Origin of the sequence: Enterobacter sp. TMH.L2 (genome assembly GCF_050847315.1) — a bacterium.
Lineage (GTDB): Bacteria > Pseudomonadota > Gammaproteobacteria > Enterobacterales > Enterobacteriaceae > Cedecea.
Genome location: NZ_CP193791.1, coordinates 2,498,000 through 2,511,639 on the forward strand (window position 1 = coordinate 2,498,000; position 13,640 = coordinate 2,511,639).

Sequence of the window (13,640 nt, forward strand, 5' to 3'; positions counted from 1 at the left end):
TCGCCTTCCCTTTTTACTGCTTACTCTTCGCCGAAGTGGATCACGGTGCGAATCGATTTGCCTTCATGCATCAGGTCAAACGCTTCGTTGATCTTGTTCAGCGGCATGCGGTGAGTAATGAACGGATCCAAATTGATTTTGCCCGCCATTGCATCTTCTACCATGCCCGGAAGTTGAGTGCGGCCTTTAACGCCCCCGAACGCTGAGCCACGCCAGACGCGGCCAGTCACCAGCTGGAATGGGCGGGTTTTAATTTCCTGCCCCGCCCCGGCTACGCCGATAATCACGCTCTCGCCCCAGCCTTTGTGGCAGCATTCCAGCGCGGAACGCATCACGTTCACGTTGCCGATACATTCGAAGCTGTAATCCACGCCGCCGTCGGTCAGCTCAACGATCACATCCTGAATCGGCTTCTCGTGATCTTTCGGGTTAATGCAGTCGGTGGCGCCCATTTCACGCGCGAGGGTGAATTTCTCCGGATTGGTATCAACGGCAATGATTCGCCCGGCCTTAGCCTGCACCGCGCCCTGAATCACCGCCAGGCCGATCCCGCCGAGGCCAAATACCGCCACGGTATCGCCCTCTTTCACTTTTGCCGTGTTGTGCACCGCGCCGATGCCGGTGGTCACGCCGCAGCCAAGCAGACACACTTTATCCAGCGGCGCCTGAGGATTAACCTTAGCCAGAGAGATCTCAGCCACTACGGTGTATTCGCTGAAAGTGCTGGTACCCATGTAGTGATAAATTGGCTCGCCGTTGTAGGAGAAGCGGGTGGTGCCATCCGGCATCAGGCCTTTGCCCTGCGTGGCGCGAACGGCCTGGCAGAGGTTAGTTTTGCCGGATTTACAGAACTTACACTCGCGGCATTCTGCGGTATAGAGCGGAATAACGTGGTCGCCCGGCTTCAGGCTGGTCACGCCCTCGCCCACTTCCACCACGATGCCGCCGCCTTCGTGGCCCAGCACCGCTGGGAATACGCCTTCCGGATCGTCGCCGGACAGCGTGAAAGCATCGGTATGGCAAACGCCAGTGTGGGTGATTTTCACCAGCACCTCACCTTTTTGCGGGGGCGCAACGTCGATTTCCACAATTTCCAAAGGTTTACCCGGCCCAAAGGCCACCGCAGCACGTGATTTCATTGTTTTGTTCCTTTTGGTGGGGGTGTTTTTATTTTAGATAAGAGCGCAGCAAATTCCCGACTTCCGCCATCCGCAGCGCGCGCTGCTCTTCGGAGGTGTCGCCGGTGACCAGCTCGTCTTTAAGGTGAATTTCCATCATTTCGCCCATCAGGCCGTTGGCTGCCCCGCGAACGGCCGCGATCTGCTGCAAAATGGCGAGGCACGGATCGCCGTTTTCCAGCGCGCGCTCAAGCGCCTCGGCCTGGCCGCGAATGCGCCTGACGCGGGTCAAAATACGTTTTTTGTCTTCCGGAGAGTGTGGCATAACCGCCTCTTTTATACTGTAGGGGGGTATAGTAACGTAATTTTTAACTTATTGACAATTTTAAATATTATTTAAATTTCAATGAATTAAGGACTCACATTAAAAGACATATGGAGGCATCCCGGCAAACCGGACCATTCACATTTAGAGATCTTCCGGGATACCGATTATGTCCCCGGAGGAGATCGCCATGCGCAAAGCCCGATTCACCGAACACCAGATCATCGCCGTTCTGAAGTCCATCGAAGCCGGGCGCACCGTTAAGGATATCTGCCGCGAGGCCGGGATCTCTGAAGCCTCGGATTACAACTGGCAAGCCCACGCAGAATGCCTTTATCGAACGGTTCAACCGCACGTACAGGACAGAAATACTGGATTTTTATCTGTTCAGAACGCTGAATGAAGGACGGGAAATTACAGAACGCTGGCTGGCTGAATATAACAGTGAGCGCCCTCATTAATCCCTGAATAACCTGACGCCGGAAGAAAACCGGCTGATAACTGAAAACCCGGAAATCTCAAAAAGTGCGAGGAACTAAAACGGGCCTATTTACAATGGAGTTGCACTCAAATCAATTGCGGATAGCTATAAATCTAACTGATTTATAATTTTATTATAATTTAAAAAAATCTTCGCCCCTACCTTAAAAGGGGCGAAAATCTCAAGAACAAAAAATGAAAAGACACCAACAAAAATAATCCCATAGAACGAATCGACACCATCATTGATGTAACTAACAACACAGAAGGCTAAAATTAAAAGCCTCAAGAAAACGCCCCCCAAAAATGCTCTTCTTAACTGCCTCAATATAACAATATAAGATACGCCCTCCTTTTCTATCCAATGCGCTATAAATGCACTTTCCTTTTTGGTAAAGCCACGCGAGAATAAAACAGTTCGAATTTCTTCTTTGTCCATGACAGCTATATCCCTTTATAAAATAACACTATATAGTAACGTGTTATTATAATGAAATGTAGCGTTTTTGACTGCAACTTAATCAGCAAAAAACCTCCGTAATGCGGCAGGGTTCCATTCTTCGCAGCATCAGAAAGCAAATTCAGAATTCTGATCGCGCCACAACCCTAAAAGCGGTCTCGGCCTTTTCCTTTTCTACACAACAGACATTCACCAGCCCCTCATAAAACCGCTTCCAGTTACGCGACCATGAAGACTGGTGAAGATCCGGCAGGCGTTTCAGTATTGCCCGGTGAACGGTAGCTGACGATACGACGCTGACCCCGTTTCCCGCACCTAAAGGCGTATCATCTCCGACGGCGTATTCTGTCCCGCCAACCTAATGGCCGGCTCTATCGAAAAAAAAGCCCTTCGACTAGATGGCTTCCGATACTATTTTCACGTCAGCAATAAACTCGATGGCCCCGCTCTTTAGCACGCGCTGATTCACTGTAGAAAAACTCAACGCCTGGCTCACCGGCAGCAGTGGGATCCCCGCCCCGATAACGACCGGGATCTGGGTGACAAACAGGCGCTGCAGCTCTCCGGCTTCGGCGAACCAGGCGGCAGTTTTACCTCCGCCTACCAGCCAGACATCTTTGCCTTTGGCGGCTTCGCGGGCTTGCGCGGCAATGTCGACGGCTTCGCCCTGTACCCGCGAGATATTTTGCCCTTCAGGCACCGATAGCGAACGATGCGTGACGATAAATGCCGGGACATCGGCATAGGGCCAGGCCTCTGGCGAGTTTTCCAGAATCCAGCTGTAGGTTTCCGCCCCCATGATCACCGCCCCAACGGTCTGATAGAACTCATCGTATGGCGTGGCGTCATCCCCCAGCGGGAAGTTCATTAGCCAGTCCAGCTGATGCTGCTGGTCGGCAATGTAACCATCCAGCGTCGCGGCGACGTAATAGACTAAATTGGCCATACTTTTCTCTCTCTGTCAGACAATTATCCGCCTGATAATACAGAGATAAACACACATCGCCACTGCCAAATTTAGGCTTGCGATTCTTCATCTCCTCGCGCCTGGCGGCGTATTACCTGTGGCGGCTGGCCGTAGGCGCGAAGAAACGCCCGGCGCATTCTGTCCCGCTCGCCAAACCCGGTTTGCCGGGCCACTTCGTCGATGGAGCGGGCGCTGGTTTCAAGCAGCATACGGGCGGACTCCAGGCGCAAATGTTCGATCGCGCGAGCGGGCGACTGGCCGGTTTCAGCCTGAAAGCTGCGGCTAAACTGGCGGGGAGATAAATTCGCCACCGCCGCCAGCTCTTCCACGCTCAACGCATTTTCCAGGTGCGCGCGGGCGTATGTCATCACTTTCTGGATGCGGTCCGATTTAGGCTCCAGCTCGAGCAGGGAGGAAAACTGCGACTGGCCACCGGAACGGCGGTGATAGAGCACCAGCTTCCGGGCGATGGTGCGCGCGATATCTGCCCCAAGATCGTCTTCAATCAGCGCCAGCGCAAGATCGATGGCCGCCGTCATCCCCGCAGAGGTCCAGTAAGGCCCGTCGCAAATAAAAATCTTATCTTCTTCCACGCTGATGCCCGGAAAACGCTGCTGCAGATCTCGCGCATACATCCAGTGCGTGGTGGCCCGCCGGCCCTCCAGCAACCCGGCTTCGGCCAATAAAAAGGTCCCGAGGCAGGCGGCGGCCAGGCGGCGCGCATAGACCGCCGCCTGGCGAACAAAATCAATCGTCGCGGGGGAAGCCTGTTCCATCGTGGCGCCGAACAGCAGGAGATCGTACTGCGTATCCGCCATTGACTCAGTCATCACCTCAAACCCTGCCGACGTAGGCACCCCGCCGCCCTGCTCAGACAGCAAATGCAGCTCATACACCGGCTCGCTCGCCATCAGGTTAGCCACTTCAAATGCCGTAATGACGGCGAATCCCATGGTGGAATACCCGGGGGTAACAACAAAACCGACCTTTTGCATGTGGCAGACCGCCGTGATTGATGGTGTCATAAAAAGACGGTTATATGACATTTGAGACACAAAAAGCCAGTGTTAATGTTGCTTTCGTCAATTAACCCCCTTTTCAGGAGCTACACAATGAGCAACACATCTACAGGCACAGCCCTCGTCACCGGGGCATCCGGCGGGATCGGCGCCGTCTACGCGGCCCGCCTGGCTAAACGCGGTTATAACCTGATTCTGGTGGCTCGCAACACGGACCGTCTGAACCAGGTCGCCCGGCGCATTCGTGAAGAAAGCGGGCAATCGGTGGAGGTTGTTCCCGCCGATCTGGGTAACGCGACAGAGCTGCTGCAGATCGAAACGCGGCTAAAAAACGACGAGTCTATTACGCTGCTGGTGAATAACGCGGGCTTTGGCTCAAAAGAAAGCGTGCTGGAAGCCAGAGTGGATGAAATGACTGCGATGATAGACCTCAACGTGACTGCGTTAACTCGCCTTACCTATGCGGCGGCCCCGGCAATGGCTGCCCGCCGGCACGGCACCATTATTAACATTGCTTCGGTCGTCGCTATTGCCCCTGAATTGCTGAACGGTGTTTACGGGGCCAGTAAAGCGTTCGTGCTGGCATTGAGTCACTCTTTGCAGCAGGAGCTGGCGGAGTCCGGCGTGCGCATTCAGGCCGTGCTGCCTGGCGCCACGGCCACGGATTTCTGGAATATTGCCGGCGTGGGCGGGCACGAAAATCTGCCGCAAAGCTGGGTGATGAGTACCGAAGATATGGTGGATGCCGCGCTGGTCGGCCTTGATGCCGGTGAAAAGGTGACCATTCCTTCGTTGCAGGATGGCCGCGAATGGGATAACTGGGAGGCTGAACGCCGGGTGATTAGCTCGCATCTGAGCGCTTCTCAACCAGCGCCGCGTTACACTCGCTAAGCAATCACGCTATTTTGCTCTACAGATGCCGCCCTCAGGCGGCATTTTTGCTGTTATCAACGCCAACTGTCGCTCAAATCACCTGCCTGTAATAATATTTAAATGATAATGAGTATCATTTAAATATTTTATTTGTTAACATCCTGCCCGCGGTAAATTGATCGACATCAAGACTAACAGCCAGTGAAGGCTACCTCCGGGCAAAAGATATGCATAAAAAATTGATCCTTACGTCTTTGATAGCGTTAGCCAGCCTGGGCCTCAGCGCCTGCAGCCAAACCTCTCCCTCGCCTCAAGCGGCAAGCCATGTCGCCGTCACGCATGGGCAAATCATTGATTTACAAAGTGGCAAAACGCTGACAGAACGACAGCTGCTGGCCAAACTCGCCAGCGCTCAGCGGCTTATCGTCGGCGAAAAGCACGATAACGCCGAACATCACCAGATTGAGCTTTGGCTGCTGCAGAATCTGCCAAAAGAGCGTCCTCAGGGCAGCGTCTTGCTGGAGATGCTAACCGCCAGCCAACAGCCGCGCGTCACCCAGGTGAAGGCCTGGCTCAAAGAGGAGCCGCAGGTGCGGGACAGCCGCATTCAGGAGCTGCTTCACTGGCAGAAAGGCTGGCCGTGGGAGATGTATGGCGGCGTCGTGACCGAAGCCCTGCGCGCGCCCTCACCTTTACTCAACGCCAATATCAACCGCGATGAGATAATGCGTCTTTATAAAGACCCGCGCTTCCCGGAAGGGAAAAAATCAACCGCGCCCGCCGTACAGGCCGCGCTGAAAGAAACGATTATTGCCATGCACGGGGGCAGCATCGAAGGCCAACAGCTGACGTCAATGCTGGCGATTCAGCAGCAGCGCGATCGCTATATGGCCCAACAGTTGCTGAGCGCCCCAACGCCCGCTTTACTGATTGCGGGCGGATATCATGCGTCCAGGAGCATCGGCGTGCCGCTGCATATGGAGGACTTGTCTCCCGCCTCGAAGCCGGTAGTGCTGATGCTGGCGGAAAAAGGCATGAATATCACGGCAGATCAGGCTGATTATGTATGGTTTGTTGCGCCTGCTCCGGCAAAACGGTAACCGTCGATGACAGACACGTTGACTCCTTCTCTGGCGGGCAGAAGCGGCACGGGTTTTACGCTGTCTCTGCTCCTCCACGGAGGCCTTTTTTTAGCGCTAATCTGGCAGGTGTCTGACACGCCCTCTGCCCTGGAGCCTGCGCCCGCCGTGATGCTGCAATGGGCCGACGATATCGAAGCCCCGCCGACGCCAGTCCCGCTTCCGGTGGGCATTGCCCAGCAGGAGTCAGCGGCAGCAGAAGAAAAGCAGCAGGCTGAAGACAAGCAACAGCAGCCTTTGCCGATAGCCAAAGATGCGGTGATTGAAGTCACTCGTCGGAAAAAAGCTGCCGAAGGTGAAATGAAAAAACCTCGCCCACCGCGCAACGTCAGGGAGCAAACCAGCGACAGCAGCCAGGCGGCCATCTCGACCAATGCCGCTCCTCAGCCCAGCGTGGTGTCCTCGCGTATTGCCGCGCCTTACCACAGTGATGCGGAGAAACAAAACAGCCAGCAGGATAGCTGGGAGAGCCGGGTCAAAGGCCATCTCAACCGCTTCAAACGCTACCCTGGCGACGCCCGTCAGCGTGCCAGAACGGGCATCGCAGTGGTGACGTTTACCGTGGATGCTGCGGGCAAAGTTGTTGCCAGTTCTCTAACCGGTTCATCGGGAACGCGCTCGCTTGATCGGGAAGCCGTGGCCGTTTTAGACCGTGCCCAGCCGCTGCCGAAACCGCCCGTCGAGCGCTTAAAGGGAGGCGTGTATAACGTCACAATGCCAATCAATTTCGACCTGACGGAACTTAGCCGAAGCTAGCGCTAAGCCCCACAACCTGAACGTTAACTTTATGCTGAATATTCGGCAGGGTGCCCCATCGCCCGACATTAAGGACGCCTCATGGAAAAACTATGGAAAGCCACCCCGCTACTCCTCGTCTGTTCGCTATCTGCCCGTTGGGCAATCGCCGACGCGCCGCAGCCCCCGGCTACGCCCAAAATTCCCCACCAGCTTATTGAGCATGGTGATGTTCGCGTGGATAACTATTTTTGGCTCAGGGATGACAGCCGCAGCGACGCGAAAGTGCTGCGTCATCTTGAGGAGGAGAATAATTACGCCCGCGAGGTACTGAAGCCGTCCGCAGCGTTAACGGACACGCTGTATCGGGAAATGGTGGCGCGAATGAGCCAGGAAAACCGCTCTGTGCCCTTCCAGCGCAACGGTTATCGCTATCAGGATGTTTATCTGGCCGGGCAAGAATACGCCGTCAGCCAGCGGCAGCTCGTCGGGGGCGAAGGTGACTGGCAAACGCTGGTGGACGGCAACCTGCGTGCCAAAGGCCAGGCCTATTACCAGCTAAATGGCCTGGTCGTCAGTCAGGACAATCAGATGATGGCGATTGCCGAGGACACGACGGGCCGCCGCCAGTATCGCCTCTCGCTGCGCGATTTGAACAGCGGAAAATGGCTCCCGGATGCGATCGAAAACACCTCCGGGAATATGGTCTGGTCTAATGACGGGCGCTACCTGTTTTATATCCGCAATAATCCACAAACCCTGGTGCCCTCGCAGGTCTGGCGGCATCGTCCCGGCACGCCTGTTGCCGAGGACGTGCTGGTCTATCAAGAGGCTGACGGCGGCTATTATCTTGGGCTTTCCCGTTCGGCTTCGGACCGCTATTTAATCATCAAGCTCAGTGCCAGCACCTCATCAGAAGCCCGCCTGATCGATGCGGATAAACCCGAAACACCCCCGGTACTTTTCGTCACCCGCAGGCCGGGGATTGAATATTATCTCGACCATTTTGAGGGGGAGTTCTACCTGCGTGCAAACCAGGAAAGCGCCAATTTTGGGCTGTATAAAAGCCACGCACCCGGCGACAAATGGCAGGCAGTGGTTGCGCCCCAACCCAATAAAATGGTGGAAGGATTCACCCTGTTTAAAGACTGGCTGGTGGTGGCTGAACGCCGGGACGGGCTGAGCCAGATACGCAAGATTAACTGGCTGAACCACAGTGAGCAGACGCTACAGTTTGATGACGCCAGCTATATGGCCTGGCTCGGCTATAACCCGGAGCCACAGGCCGGCAAGCTGCGCTATGGCTACTCTTCGATGACCACGCCCACCAGCGCTTATGAATGGGATCTGGCCAGCGGCGAACGTACCCTGCTAAAACGCCAGGAGGTCAATAACACCTCGCCGGAGAATTACCACAGCGAGCGGATCTGGATCGCCGCCCGCGACGACGTGAAGGTGCCCGTCTCGCTGGTGTATAACAAAAAAATGTTCAAACCGGCCCACAGCCCGCTGCTGGTTTACGGCTATGGTGCCTACGGAATGAGCATGGATCCGGCCTTCAGCGCCAACAGACTCAGCCTTCTGGACCGCGGTTTTGTGTTCGCTATTGTGCACGTTCGCGGCGGGGGTGAGCTTGGCCAGCATTGGTATCAGCAAGGGAAGCTGGAAAACAAGCCCAACAGCTTTAATGATTTTCTCGATGCGACCCACGGCCTGGTTAAGTTGGGCTTCGGGCAGGCTGGCAGACTTTACGCCATGGGCGGAAGCGCTGGCGGCTTGCTGATGGGCAACGTGATTAATCAGCAGCCCACACTCTTCAATGCCGTGGTGGCGCAGGTGCCGTTTGTGGACGTGGTGACAACCATGCTGGACGAATCCCTGCCGCTCACGGTGGGAGAATATGACGAATGGGGCAACCCACACCGTAAGACGGACTATCTGCGGCTCAAATCCTGGAGTCCTTACGACAACGTTAAGCCTTCGCACTACCCAAATCTGCTGGTGACCAGCGGCCTCAACGACTCGCAGGTGCAATACTGGGAGCCAGCAAAGTGGGTCGCGAAGCTGCGTGAAAACCAGCGGGGCTCCGGCAAAATCCTTCTGATGACCGAGATGCAGGCCGGGCACGGCGGTAAATCAGGCCGAATAAAACGCCTGGAGAATACCGCCCTCGAATACAGTTTTATTCTGGAGGCAGATAAACAGCACTAACCTGGAAGCCTTCCCTTAATGGGAAGGCCTACTCAGGCAACATAATAATAAAAATAACTTTTATTTTATTACAATACTTCAAGGACACGTATGAACGTTAATAAACTGGCCGTAACTCTCGGCTCGGGCATGTTATTGCTCAGCGCCAGCGGATTGGCAAAAAATAGTGATGAAATAACTAACGGGGACAAAAAAGGCTCGGCGGTATTTAGCCCACTTAATGTTTCCGCCGGAAATATTACCCGCGAACAAGAGGCGCTGGAAAAACCTGGCGCAACCAGCTCCCGCGCCACGGATAAAAACCTGCAATCTCTGGATGCCACGCTCCGCAGTATGCCTGGCACCTATACCCAAATCGATCCTGGCCAGGGGACGGTGAGCGTGAACATTCGCGGGATGAGCGGTTTTGGCCGGGTTAACACGATGGTGGACGGCATTACCCAAAGCTTTTACGGCACCACAACGTCCGGCACTACCGTTCACGGCTCCACTAACAACCAGGCCGGGGTGCTTATCGACCCGAATTTCCTGGTCGGCGTGGACGTTACGCGTGGGGACAGCAGTGGTTCCGCGGGAATCAACGCCCTTGCCGGCAGCGCAAACATGCGCACCCTCGGCGTCGATGACGTGATTTTTAAGGGGAATGATTACGGGTTGCGGTCGCGCTTCTCGGTGGGCAGCAACGGGATCGGGCGCAGCGGGATGATTGCGACGGCCGGAAGAACAGACGCCTTTAGCGATACCGGGAGCTTTGGCGCAATGGCCGCCATCAGCGGCAGTTCTATTTATTCTAATTTCTCGAACGGCTCAGGCATTAATAGTGAAGAGTTTGGTTACGATAAATTTATGAAGCAGAACCCGAAATCCCAGCTTTATAAAATGGATATTAAGCCCAACGAATTTAATAGTGTCGAACTGTCGGCGAGAACCTATGAAAATAGATTCTCCCGCCGGGACATCACCAGCGACGATTATTATATTAAATATCACTATGCCCCGTTCTCTGAGCTAATTGATTTTAACGTCACGGCCAGCACCAGCCGCGGCGATCAGAAATACCGGGATGATTCGTTGTTTACTTTTTACAGCACCTCCGCGCAAAACCGTTCCGATGCGCTGGATATAAACAATACCAGCCGTTTTAGCCTGGGCGATAACGATCTGGCGTTTACGCTGGGCAGCAAGCTAATGCGCACCCGTTACACCAGGCTTATTAATGCCGCCGCAGGGGATGAGAAAACCAACCAGGAGGCTATAGAAAACAATCCATTCGCACCTTCCGGGCGGCAGGATATTTCGGCGTTATACACCGGACTGCAGGTGACGCGCGGTATCTGGCAGGCAGATCTTAACCTCAACTACACGCGCAACCGAATTACCGGGCATAAGCCGCCCTGTGACGAACGCGTTGTCTGCGTCCCCCAGGGAAGTTACGACGTTGACCAACGAGAAAGCGGTTTTAACCCATCGGTCCAGCTGTCGGCCCAGGCTACGCCGTGGCTTCAGCCATTTGTCGGCTACAGTAAATCGATGCGTGCGCCAAATATTCAGGAGATGTTTTTCTCCAACTCCGGCGGCGCATCCATGAACCCGTTCTTAAAACCTGAACGCGCGGAAACCTGGCAGGCCGGATTTAATATCGACACCAAAGATCTGCTCGTTCAGCAGGACTCGCTGCGCTTTAAGGCGCTGGCCTACCGCAGCAGGATCCAGAACTATATCTTCAGCGAATCTTATCAGGTTTGCACCGGCGGTAGAAAATGCAATATGACCGAGGTGCTGGGCAATGACTGGGCGGACATCAGCGACGAGTACAGCGACAATATGTACATTTACGTGAACTCGGCCACCGGCGTCACCGCTCACGGCGTGGAACTGGAGATGGACTACGACGCAGGCTTCGCCTTTAGTCGCCTCTCCTTCAGCCAGCAGCAGACCGACCAGCCCACGTCTATCGCCAGCACCTACTTTGGCGCGGGGGATATTACCGAGCTGCCACGGAAATACATGACGCTGGATGCCGGCGTGCGCTTCTTCGATAAGGCTCTGACCCTCGGGACGATAGTGAAGTACACCGGTAAAGCACGGCGGCTGTCGCCTGATTTCGAAACCGATGAGCGTACCGGGGCCATCGTTAAAGAGGATTTACCGCAGATCCCGACGATTATCGACCTCTACGGCACTTATGAGGTGAACCGCAATCTGATGCTGAAACTCACGGTACAAAACCTGATGAACCGGGATTACTCCGAGGCGCTGAACAAGCTCAATATGATGCCCGGGCCTGGAGATGACGCCAGCCGGGCGAATACCGCCCGCGGCAGAACCTGGATTTTTGGTGGCGAAGTTCGCTTCTGATTGTCAGCCCATCGCCCGGTTTTAGGCCGGGCGATGGGTAATTAGCGGTATTTCATCTTCTGCAAGTCTTCAATCAGACCGGGTCCCGATGGCCGCCAGCCTGTTTTCTGCTGCGTGATGGCGCTGGAGGCCGACATGTCGTGGGCGGCAAAATTTCCCAGCCAGCCAAAATGATCGCTGGCTTTGTCGGCGGCAATGCTGCGTACCGGCACACCAAGCCCCTGCCCGATCGTTTCGGCGATCGTTTTAGTCGCGATCCCTTCTTCCCCCACGGCGTTGTAGCGCTCCCCGGCCACGCCTCTCTCCACCGCCTGAACATACAGCCGGGCAGCATCGCTCAGATGCACCGCCGACCAGCGGTTTTTGCCTTCGTCAACATATGCCGCCACGCCTTTGTCGCGAGCCAGCTCAATAAGCGGCGTAATTAGCCCCTGCCTGAAGGTGTCATGCACCTGTGGCAGCCGCACAAACGAGGCGTTAACGCCCCGCTCAAGCAGGCTGGCACCGGCAATTTCCGTGGCCTTGCGTGGGTTTGGCGTCTGAAGGTTATACCCCGCTTCCGTCGCCGGTTGGCCCGGTTCAGTGGCGCCCATTGCCACAAAGGAGGTGATCACCATCGGGCGAACCGAGCCCACCAGCGCGTCCCCCATGGCAGTAATCACTTTCCCGTCCGCCTCGCAGTTGGCGACAAAGTTAGAAAAATCATGATTAAACGCAGTGTGAATCACGGCGTCAGCAAGATCTGCCCCGTGCTGCAGGCTGGCGAGATCATCCAGATCGCCATAATGTGCTTTTGCGCCCCAGGCTGATAAAGCCTCGGCTCCGCGCTGAGAACGCGTTAACCCCAGTACCTGATGCCCGGCGGCGAGCAGCCGTTGCACGATGGCCGAGCCAAGAAAACCGGTCGCACCGGTGACAAAAATACGCATAGTCATTACCCCAAACCGTCACTGAGGACTGAGTTGCCGTCCGACGGGATTTACTGTAAACAGGGGGAGAAAGACGAACAATGTTCAAAAGTCGCCATTTTTGGTCTCATCGTCCGGAGTTGCTATGGATCCGCTGTCTGAACTGCTTTCTCTGCTGAAACCCCAAAGCTATGCCTCCGGCGGCGTGGCGCTGCATGAAGATATGGCCATTCAGTGGCCTGAGCATGCCGGCATCAAGTGTTACGCCGTGGTGTCAGGCCGCTGCTGGCTTTCGGTTGAGGGTATGAACGAGCCGCTGCTGCTGCAGGCGGGGGACTGTTATCTCCTGCCGCCGGGGCCGCCTTTTTGCCTCGCGACCGGACTTGATGCCGCACCTGTAGATTTCTACACGCTGCGCCAGGCGGGCAAGCTGGGGCCTGACGTTATCCCCGGCCAGCAGGAAAGCTGTTTCCTGGTCGGCGGCCATTTTGTGCTGAGCGGGGAAGCGGCCGATCTGCTGCTGAGTTCTTTGCCGCCGGTGGTCTGCATTCAGAAACCTGAAAGTAAGGCCGCCATGCGCTGGGCGCTGGATCAAATGTCCGATGAAATCCGCCAGCCTCGCCCCGGTAGCGCGCTTATTATTCAGCAGCTTGCGTGGATGCTGTTGATTCAGGCTTTGAGGCTGCACTTAGCTCAGCAACCCGCCGTGGGCTGGCTGTATGCGCTGGCGGATAAACAGCTTAGTCTGGCCCTGACCTGCATGCATAAAGAGCCCGCTTTCAACTGGACGCTGGAAAAACTGGCTGAGCGCGTGGGAATGTCGCGGTCGGCGTTTGCCGCCCGGTTCAAAGCGGTGACGGGCGCATCCGCTATCGATTACCTGACGCGCTGGCGCATGATGCTGGCCTGCGACAGACTGCGCCAGTCTGGTAATTCCCTGGCGCGTATTGCGGTGGCATTGGGGTATGAATCTGAAAGCGCGTTCGGTAAAGCTTTTAAGCGGGTGATGGGCTGCTCACCCCGGCAGTATTCAAAAGGCTAGCGGCT

At 55.6% G+C, this 13,640-nt stretch carries 13 protein-coding genes and 2 pseudogenes; 8 read left to right on the plus strand and 7 right to left on the minus strand.

Annotated elements, in window-relative coordinates; all coding sequences use genetic code 11:
- Window positions 1-20: 20 nt before the first annotated feature.
- Together ACREYP_RS12000 and ACREYP_RS12005 are read right to left on the minus strand one after the other, a co-directional pair.
- Complete coding sequence (locus ACREYP_RS12000; protein ID WP_008459158.1) at window positions 21-1,139, minus strand: S-(hydroxymethyl)glutathione dehydrogenase/class III alcohol dehydrogenase; 1,119 nt, start codon at window positions 1,137-1,139, stop codon at window positions 21-23.
- A 28-nt stretch (window positions 1,140-1,167) separates the two neighbouring features.
- Complete coding sequence (locus ACREYP_RS12005) at window positions 1,168-1,443, minus strand: metal/formaldehyde-sensitive transcriptional repressor (protein ID WP_008459160.1); 276 nt, start codon at window positions 1,441-1,443, stop codon at window positions 1,168-1,170.
- A gap of 190 nt (window positions 1,444-1,633) precedes the next feature.
- Between ACREYP_RS12005 and ACREYP_RS12010 the strand changes: the two genes are divergently transcribed.
- Window positions 1,634-1,846 carry a transposase gene (locus ACREYP_RS12010; RefSeq protein ID WP_008459162.1) on the plus strand — a complete coding sequence of 71 codons (213 nt, stop codon included), beginning with the start codon at window positions 1,634-1,636 and terminating at the stop codon, window positions 1,844-1,846.
- A pseudogene (locus ACREYP_RS12015) lies at window positions 1,746-1,982 on the plus strand (integrase core domain-containing protein); the annotation flags it as partial. The gene ACREYP_RS12010 and the pseudogene ACREYP_RS12015, both read left to right, overlap by 101 nt.
- Window positions 1,983-2,029: 47 nt before the next feature.
- Here the strand turns inward: ACREYP_RS12015 and ACREYP_RS12020 are convergent.
- The 4 genes and pseudogenes from ACREYP_RS12020 to ACREYP_RS12035 form a co-directional block, all read right to left on the minus strand.
- A complete protein-coding gene (locus tag ACREYP_RS12020) occupies window positions 2,030-2,362 on the minus strand; it encodes a hypothetical protein (RefSeq protein ID WP_336818733.1) in 333 nt (110 codons plus the stop codon).
- Window positions 2,363-2,504: 142 nt separating this feature from the next.
- A pseudogene (locus ACREYP_RS12025) lies at window positions 2,505-2,696 on the minus strand (antitermination protein Q); the annotation flags it as partial.
- An 81-nt stretch (window positions 2,697-2,777) separates the two neighbouring features.
- Window positions 2,778-3,329, minus strand: coding sequence for a dihydrofolate reductase family protein (locus tag ACREYP_RS12030; RefSeq protein WP_498880875.1), 552 nt, complete (start codon window positions 3,327-3,329; stop codon window positions 2,778-2,780).
- A 71-nt stretch (window positions 3,330-3,400) separates the two neighbouring features.
- Window positions 3,401-4,345 (minus strand): GlxA family transcriptional regulator, encoded by a 945-nt coding sequence (locus ACREYP_RS12035; protein ID WP_498880876.1) that lies wholly within the window; start codon window positions 4,343-4,345, stop codon window positions 3,401-3,403.
- Between the two features lie 117 nt (window positions 4,346-4,462).
- Here ACREYP_RS12035 and ACREYP_RS12040 point away from each other — a divergent pair, with 117 nt between their 5' ends.
- The 5 genes from ACREYP_RS12040 to ACREYP_RS12060 all read left to right on the plus strand — a co-directional run bounded on the left by ACREYP_RS12040 (window position 4,463) and on the right by ACREYP_RS12060 (window position 11,685).
- Window positions 4,463-5,260: an SDR family NAD(P)-dependent oxidoreductase gene (locus ACREYP_RS12040; RefSeq protein WP_336818737.1), complete on the plus strand. Its 798-nt coding sequence runs from the start codon at window positions 4,463-4,465 to the stop codon at window positions 5,258-5,260.
- 209 nt (window positions 5,261-5,469) lie between these two features.
- Window positions 5,470-6,342: a ChaN family lipoprotein gene (locus ACREYP_RS12045; protein ID WP_336818739.1), complete on the plus strand. Its 873-nt coding sequence runs from the start codon at window positions 5,470-5,472 to the stop codon at window positions 6,340-6,342.
- Between the two features lie 6 nt (window positions 6,343-6,348).
- On the plus strand, window positions 6,349-7,137 hold the full coding sequence (gene tolA, locus ACREYP_RS12050) for a cell envelope integrity protein TolA (RefSeq protein WP_498880877.1): 789 nt from the start codon (window positions 6,349-6,351) through the stop codon (window positions 7,135-7,137).
- Between the two features lie 81 nt (window positions 7,138-7,218).
- Window positions 7,219-9,327, plus strand: coding sequence for a S9 family peptidase (locus tag ACREYP_RS12055; RefSeq protein ID WP_498880878.1), 2,109 nt, complete (start codon window positions 7,219-7,221; stop codon window positions 9,325-9,327).
- Between the two features lie 90 nt (window positions 9,328-9,417).
- Window positions 9,418-11,685: a TonB-dependent receptor domain-containing protein gene (locus tag ACREYP_RS12060; RefSeq protein WP_336818743.1), complete on the plus strand. Its 2,268-nt coding sequence runs from the start codon at window positions 9,418-9,420 to the stop codon at window positions 11,683-11,685.
- A 41-nt stretch (window positions 11,686-11,726) separates the two neighbouring features.
- Here ACREYP_RS12060 and ACREYP_RS12065 read toward each other — a convergent pair whose 3' ends face one another.
- Window positions 11,727-12,614 (minus strand): SDR family oxidoreductase, encoded by an 888-nt coding sequence (locus ACREYP_RS12065; protein WP_336818792.1) that lies wholly within the window; start codon window positions 12,612-12,614, stop codon window positions 11,727-11,729.
- Window positions 12,615-12,738: 124 nt separating this feature from the next.
- Between ACREYP_RS12065 and ACREYP_RS12070 the strand changes: the two genes are divergently transcribed.
- Window positions 12,739-13,635 carry an AraC family transcriptional regulator gene (locus ACREYP_RS12070; protein WP_336818744.1) on the plus strand — a complete coding sequence of 299 codons (897 nt, stop codon included), beginning with the start codon at window positions 12,739-12,741 and terminating at the stop codon, window positions 13,633-13,635.
- The last annotated feature ends 5 nt before the right edge of the window (window positions 13,636-13,640 follow it).